At 76.4% G+C, this 7,318-nt stretch carries 3 protein-coding genes; all 3 read left to right on the top strand.

Annotated features, from left to right (window positions below):
- The first annotated feature begins 95 nt into the window (after nucleotides 1–95).
- Nucleotides 96–1,685 (top strand): hypothetical protein, encoded by a 1,590-nt coding sequence (locus NBZ85_RS24775; protein WP_261560605.1) that lies wholly within the window; start codon nucleotides 96–98, stop codon nucleotides 1,683–1,685.
- Nucleotides 1,682–2,533 carry a hypothetical protein gene (locus NBZ85_RS24770; RefSeq protein WP_261560604.1) on the top strand — a complete coding sequence of 284 codons (852 nt, stop codon included), beginning with the start codon at nucleotides 1,682–1,684 and terminating at the stop codon, nucleotides 2,531–2,533. Before NBZ85_RS24775 ends, NBZ85_RS24770 begins: the two co-directional genes overlap by 4 nt.
- Nucleotides 2,526–7,318 (top strand): hypothetical protein (locus NBZ85_RS24765; protein WP_261562686.1); only part of this gene is annotated, 4,793 nt, incomplete at its 3' end. The genes NBZ85_RS24770 and NBZ85_RS24765, both read left to right, overlap by 8 nt.

Below are 7,318 nucleotides of genomic sequence, written 5' to 3'. Positions count from 1 at the left end.
CCGCCCACCGCGGCACCCCACCGCCGTGCGGCCACCCGGGCGTCGTCGCCGGGTGGTGGGCAGCCCGGTCCCCGCCGACCACTAGAGTCGTACGGATGATCGAGTCCGCGTCGACACCCGGCCCCGACCGGCTGCCCACCGCGGTCGGGCTCGTCGGCGACGTCGGGATGATCCGCCGGCTCAAGGCCCTCGCGCTGACACAGCCGCTGCACGATCTCGACGTGCGCAAGGCGCACCTGGACGGCGCGGATTTCGCCGTCTACGCGATGGCCGAGCTCGGCCTGCATGCGATTGACCAGGTCACCGTGGCGATGGACTTCGATCGCGGCGCGGATCACGACCAGGTGTGCCGCCGCCTCGTCCCACTCGCCGCCGCCCAGGCGCCCGACCGGCCGAGCGCCGAGCACGAACGAGTGGCGTCCTGGGTGCTGCACAACCTCCTCAACGTCGGCAACGTCAACCGGGGGTTCGAGGCGGGATACGGCACCCTGCACGCCGACGGCCGCTACGAACGGCGCCGCTTCGACTTCAAGCTGCTCGTCGAGTTCGCCGATCCGCACGGCGAGATCTACTTGCGGGCCACCGACGAGGCGGTGACCGTGCTGGTCGGGGCATTGGACACCGACATCACCTCGGCGCAGGTCGCCGCCGAGGTCGCCCTCGACACGCTCATCCGCCGCGGCCGGCTCGCCGACGCCCGCAGCGCGGCGGAGGCCGCCCGGTACCGCACCGTGCAGTACGCCGAGCAGCTGCGCCGCCACCTCGACGCGACGCGGCGCAACGTCCTCGCGGTCGACTGGCTGCAGGCGATGCCCGCCCTCGTCGACGAGGCCCTGCACCACGTCGAGCAGCGCTACCGCTACGAGAACGCGATCCTCACCCACATCCGCCGCTACCGTGACTCCGCCGACGACGCCGACCACAAACGCCAGGCCGCCGACCTCGTCGCGATCGTCGGGGACTGCATCCGCCGGCACACCCAGTTGCAGGCCCGGCTGCTGGAGGCGGGCGCGGTCTTCCGCGCCGAGCAGGACCGCCAGCAGTTCGCCGTCACCCCGGCCCGCGGGGGCGTCGACCTGCATGCCCAGCTGCTGGTACCGACACTGACGCTGGCCGCCGGGGACGCACAGCGCCCGGCCGCGGCGTTCTTCCCCGCTGCCGTCGGCGTGCGCACGCCCCGCGCCCCCCGGGTACTCGACCTCGTCGACCTGCTGCTGCGCCCGCCGCTGGAACGCGACACGCTCGGCGCCGAGGTGATCGAGGCCGAGTTGGTGTCGCTGGCGGAGCCGGCGCGGTTCGACGACGAGACCTGGGCCCGCGCGCTCGGGCTGCTCGAACTCGACCCGGCGGCGCCGCGTCGGCTGTCCGCCCTGCTCGCCGACGCCCGCCGCGGCGGCGACCGGGACGTCGCCGAACTCGTCGCGCTACTGGCCCTCCACGCGGTCAACCCCCTCGTCGACGCCTCCCGGCAGGCAGGCGATGCCACCCTCACGGTCGCCGTCGACGACGGCACGGCGCTCGACGATCCGGAGTTCGGCGGCGCCGACCTGCTCGTCGGCCGGGCCCGGATCGTCGTCGCGGCCAGCTCGGCGCAGTTGTCGGACCCGGCTGATATCACCTCAGTCCTGACGGAGCTGGAGGCCACGGGCGGCGCAGCTGCGCCGACGGGAGGGAGGTCACGATGAGCCAGCAGCCCGACACGGTCGTCGAGGGGCCGACGACCGCCCACGACGCGGCCCGGCTGGTGTCGTTCGGCCTGCGGGCCCGGTTGGTACCGGCTCGCGACCCTGACTACCGCGACCTCGTGCGGCGCTACCTGCGGGAGGCGGAGTTCGCCGCGCTGACCCGGGCGATCGCCGCCGGCCTCGGGCTGGTCGTGCTCGACGTCTCCGAGCGGGCGGGCCTGGTCCCGGCCGGCGCCGAGGACTCGGCCTTCGCCGTCCGGATCGGCGACTACGCCCGCCGTGCCGGCGGCGAGCATCGCGCGGCCGACCGGCTGCTGCACGCACTCGCCCAGCTCGCCGTCGCCGCGCTCGCCTACCCACGCCCGGCCGACCTCGCCGACGCCTCCTACGTCGGGCGGGTCAGCGTGCACGGCGTCGATGCCTTCGTCCGGGAGAGCTGCCGGCTGCTGGCCGAACGCACCGCCGACGACGACCTGAACGTCGATCCGCCGGTCGACGCGCCGCAGCTGGAGGCCGCCTGGCGCCTCTACGCCCGGCGCGCCTCGACCGGCACCACCCGCGACGCGCGCCGCCTCGCCGGGTCGACGACGGGAATCATCGCCCGGGCGATGAACTTCCTCGCCGAGTCCGGCTGCCTTGTTTCGGTCGGCGACGAGGCCGGCGGCACCTACCGGACCACGCCCCGCTACCAGGTCCAGATCCGCGAGCTGGCCGCGGATGCGGCGTTCGAGGAGCTGCTGGCCCTCGGCGTGGTCACGGTCACCGACGGCGCCGGCAGCGTTCGGGTCCTCGTCGACGAGCCGGCCCTGCTCGAGGCGATGCCGGCCGGGGAGGCAACGGATGTATGAGCTTTCCCGGGTGCGGCTGCACTCGATCGGGCCGCCGGGGGCGCGTTTCGGCGACGTGCTGTTGGACTTCTCGGGGGTGGGCGCACCGGTCGCCGGCCCTCGTCAGGACGGGCTGTTCCCGACGACGCGGGTGGTCTCGGGGGCGGCGGTGGGGGCCATGGTCGAGCCCGGCGCGCCGGGCCGGCCACGGCGCCCCTCCCCCGCCTCGGTGCTGTTCCTGGAAAACGGCGGCGGCAAGAGCGTCCTGATCAAACTGATCTTCTCCGTGGTGCTGCCGGGCCGGCGGCAGGTCGTCGGCACCTCCAACGGGCGGGTGTTGGACAACTTCGTCCTGCCCGGCGACTGCGGGCACGTCGCCTGCGAATGGCAGCACGCGGTGACCGGGCACCGGGTGGTGACGGGCAAGGTCAGTGAGTGGCGCGGTCGCGCGGCCACCGACGCAACCCGGCTCACCGAGGCCTGGTACTCCTTCCGGCCGGGTGGGGGGCTGGAGATCACCTCCCTGCCGCTGACCGCCGAGGGCCGCCAGGTCACTCTCGCCGGGTTGCGCAGCCGCCTCCACGACGCCCACGCGGCCGACCCGGCGCTCGGCCTGACCTGGCAGACACATCAGGGCGCCTGGAAGGAGCATCTGGACGCCCTCGGTCTCGATCCGGAACTGTTCCGTTACCAGCGGGCGATGAACGCCGGCGAGGGCGAGGCGGCCGAGGCGTTCTCGTTCGGCTCCGACGAGCAGTTCGTCGACTTTCTGCTGCGCGCCGTCACCTCGCCCGAGGACCCCGCGGGCATCGCCGACGTCGTCGACGGCTACGCGACCAAGCTCGCCGAACGGGCCGCGCTCAGCGCCGAGCGGGAGTTCGTCGCGGGAGCCCTCGCGCGGCTCGACCCGCTGGTGGCAGCGATCGATCGGCGCGCCGACGCCGGCGCAGGCTACGCGGGCGCCCGGGGCCGGATCGCCGAGCTGTACGACGGTGTGCAGGCCAGGGTTCGCCGCGACGCCGCCGCGCTGGCCGGGCTCGACGCCCAGGTGCAGGCCGCGCGCGACGCGGAACGCGACGCCGACGAGGTCCGGTCGCGCCGGCACGGCACCGTTCTCGCGCTGCGTCGCCGGATCGCCGAGCGGCGCCTCGCCGACGCCGAGCGGGAGCGCGACCGGCTCGTCGCCGACGCCCACGCGGCAGCCGCCGAGATCGACGCCTGGCGGGCGGCCGAGGACGTGTTGCGTCTCACGGCGGCGTCGGCCGAAGCCGAACGGTTGACCAGCCTCATCGCCGCTGCGGAGGACGTCGCCGCGCCGGCGCTGGCCGACCGCGACGGCGCCGCCCGGGCCCTGCTGCTCGGCCTGAACCGGCTGGCCTCGGCCTCCACCGAGGCGGCCCGCCAGGCGCAGGCCGAGGCCAGCGAGCACGACCGGCGCGCCGCCACGGCCGACCGCGCCGACCGCCGCGCCAGCGACGACGCCGCGCAGGCACGCGCCCGGCAGCAGGCCCTTCAACAGCGGCGGGTGGCGGCGCTCGACGCGCTGGCCGCCGCCGCCCGGGCCGGGCTGATCGCCCCCGGCGGCACCGATCTCACCCGCCAGGCCCAGCGGGCCGAGGCCGGCGCGCAGCAGGCTGCCGCCGCGGTGCGTGACGCGCTCAGCCATGCCACCCACGCTGCGGACCGCGGCCCGGCGGAGGCCGCGACCCGCACCGCCCAGCACCGCGTCGTCACCGCCGGCGGCGCGCTGGATCGGCTCACCGATCAGCTCGACCAGGCCCGGGCCGGCGCGGCGGCGCTGCTGGCCAGCGGCCGTCTCGCGGAGTTGCTCGGGGACGCCGGCCCGGGCGGGCCGAACGGGGCCACGGGCGGCCTGAGCGCCGCCGCGCGCGACGGCGAGGCCGCCGCGGGTGCAGGCGCGCACGGGATCCTCGACGCGGTCGCCGAGGCCGCCGGGGAGCGACTGGCGGAGGCGATCACTGCGGCCGAGGCGCGCCGGCTCGAGCTGTCGGTTGCCGCCGACGCCGACCGTCGCCTGCTTGGCGCGCTGGGCGGAGGCGGTCTTCGCCCACCCCGCGAGGAGGTCGCCGCCGCGGTCGACGCCCTGCAGGCCGCCGGGATCGCCGCGGTGGCCGGCTGGTCCCATCTCGCGCACGCGGTGCCGGCCGCCCGGCGCGAACGGGTCCTGCGGGCGCGGCCCCATCTCGCCGACGGTGTGGTCATCACCGACCGGGCGGCTCACGCACGGGTCCGCGAGGTGCTCGACGCGGCCGCCCTGCTCCCCGACGGCATCGTCGCCGTGGGCGGGGTCGACGACCTGCTCGACGAGGTGGGCCCGGTCATCGACGGCGATCGGATCATGATGGTCCGGCCGAACCCCGCGCTCTACGACACCGCGGCCGCCGCCGCCGAGCGGGACGCCATCCGGACGCGCCAGGACGAACGCACCACGCTCGCCGCGGCGCTGGACGACCGGATCACGGCGGACCGTAACCTCACCGCGGCCCTCGCCGGTTGGCGGCGCACCTACCCCGCCGGGCACCTCGATCGGCTGGCGGCGCAGGTGACGGCCGCCCGGGAAACCCTGGGGGCAGCCGAGGCCGAACTCGCCACGGCCGGCCGGGAGGCAGCCGCGGCGCAGCAGGCGGCGCGGCGCGCGCTGGCCGACGTGGAACCGCTGCGGGTCGCCGCCGCCGAGGCCACCGCACGAGCGACCGCGCTGGATCAGCTCGCCCGCTCCGTCGGCGACCCGGCCGCGACCGGGCGGGAAATCGAGCAGATCGCCGCCGTCGCGGAGGACCACCTGGCCGAGGCCCGGGCGGCCCGGGAGGACGCCGCCGCGCAGCGGCGCGCGGCCACGGAGGCCGTTCGCAGCGCGGACGAAGCGAGTCGCAACGCCGCGGCCGCCCGGGCGGAAAGCGGCGGCATCGTCGGTGCGGGCGATGCCGCGCGGGCGGCGGGCGCGGCCGACGAGCCGGGGCCGCCCGTCGCGGTGCTACGCGCTGCCTACGAGGCCGCAAGTCGCACCTACGCCCAGGTCGAGGTCGGTGCGGACCTACGCGGCGAAATCGATCGGGCCCGCCGGGAGGAGGCGTCCGCCCGGGCGGCGCTCGAGGCCTTCGCGCTGGCCGTTCGGATGCGGGCCCGCGAACTGCTCGCGGGACTCAGCGGCGGGGACAGCACGACCCGGGCGGCCGGTGAGGCGCAGGCTCGCCGGGCCGCCGCGGCGGTCGGTGCCGAGCTCGACGACGCCCGCGAGCGGCTCGGCTCGTTGCGCGAGGAACTGCGTGCCGCCACCGCGGAGGTACAGCAACGCGGGGTGGCACCGCTGACCGGGGAGCAGGTGCCGACGGATCTCGGCCACGCCGAGGAGCTGCTGCGCGCCGCCGCCGCCGCGGTCGAGCACGCCGAGGACGGCCACGCTCGGGCCCGCTGCGCCCGCGACGACCTCGTCGAGCGCTCCGCCCGGCACACCGAGGAGCTGGCCGCCTTCACCGTCATCGCCGAGAACCTCGCGGACCTGCCCGTCGCGGCCCAGGCAACCGTGGGACCGACGAGTGCCGGAGCGGGCAGCGCCGAAACCGGCGGGCGGGCCGCGGCAGCGGCAGCGCTCGCCGAGCCCCGCCCGGGTGAACCGGCGCGAGCCGACGGGCCTGCGGTGGCCGTCCCGTTCACGGGGGACGCACGCCAGGCTCGGGAGGGCGCCCATCGGCTGCGTCTCGCCTGGCGGGAGGCGGCTGCCGGATATGGGCAGGCCGCCGGCGCCGTGCGGACAGCGGCCGATGCCGTCACCGCCTGGGCGGCCCAGGACCGGTTCGACGCCGTGCGCACCCCGGCCCGCCGTCAGATGCTGCGCGCCGGGCGCGAGACCGTGGCAGACGGGGCCGCGGCCTGGGCGCAGGCTCTCGCTCCCCGGCTGCGCAGCCTCGACGACGACCTCGCGCACATCGGCCGGAACCGCGAGGCGATCGTCGCCCGCCTGGAGGGGATGGTGCGTGCGGCGCTCGGCACGCTGCGCGCGGCCGGCCGCCTGTCCCGTCTCCCCGACCGACTCGGCGACTGGTCGGGTCAGGACTTCCTACGCATCTCCTTCGCCGAACCAGATGACCGGGCGCTGGCGGAGGACCTCGGCCGGGTGGTCGACGAGACAGCGGCCGCGGCGGTCGCCGCCCAACCCCGACCGCCCGCGGCATCGCGGCGCGGTGCCAACGCCGCCCGCGCCGCCGACCCGGGCCTCGGCACCGGCGACGTGCGCGGCGCCCGGGCCGCAGCCGTGCGCCGCGACGGGATGGGACTGCTGCTGCGCGGGGTCCGCGCCGCGCTCCACCGTGGCGTGCGGGTCGAGATCCTCAAACCGGACGCGGTCCTGCGCACCGAACGGGTAAGGGTCAGCGAGCTTGGCGACGTCTTCTCCGGCGGTCAGCAGCTCACCGCCGCCATCATCCTGTACTGCACGATGGCGGCACTGCGGGCCAACGATCGCGGCCAGCTGCGGGCGCCGCATGCCGGCGTGCTGTTCCTGGACAACCCGATCGGCCGTGCGAGCGCCGGTTACCTCCTCGACCTCCAGCTCGCCGTCGCCGACCGGCTGGGCGTCCAGCTCGTCTACACCACGGGCCTGTTCGACACCGCTGCCCTGTCGGCCTTCCCCCTGATCGTCCGGCTACGCAACGACGCGGACCTGCGGGCCGGCCGCAAGTACCTGCGGGTGGAGGAGCATCTACGGCCCGGGCTGACCCCCTCCGACCCGGTCTCCGCCGGGGTGGCTGTCACCGGCGTCATCACCGCCACCCGGCTGTTCGCGCG

The organism is Frankia tisae (genome assembly GCF_025403405.1).
Classification (GTDB): domain Bacteria; phylum Actinomycetota; class Actinomycetes; order Frankiales; family Frankiaceae; genus Frankia; species Frankia tisai.
The sequence above is the reverse complement of the archived record's forward strand: the minus strand, read 5'-3'. Positions and strand labels throughout refer to the sequence as shown.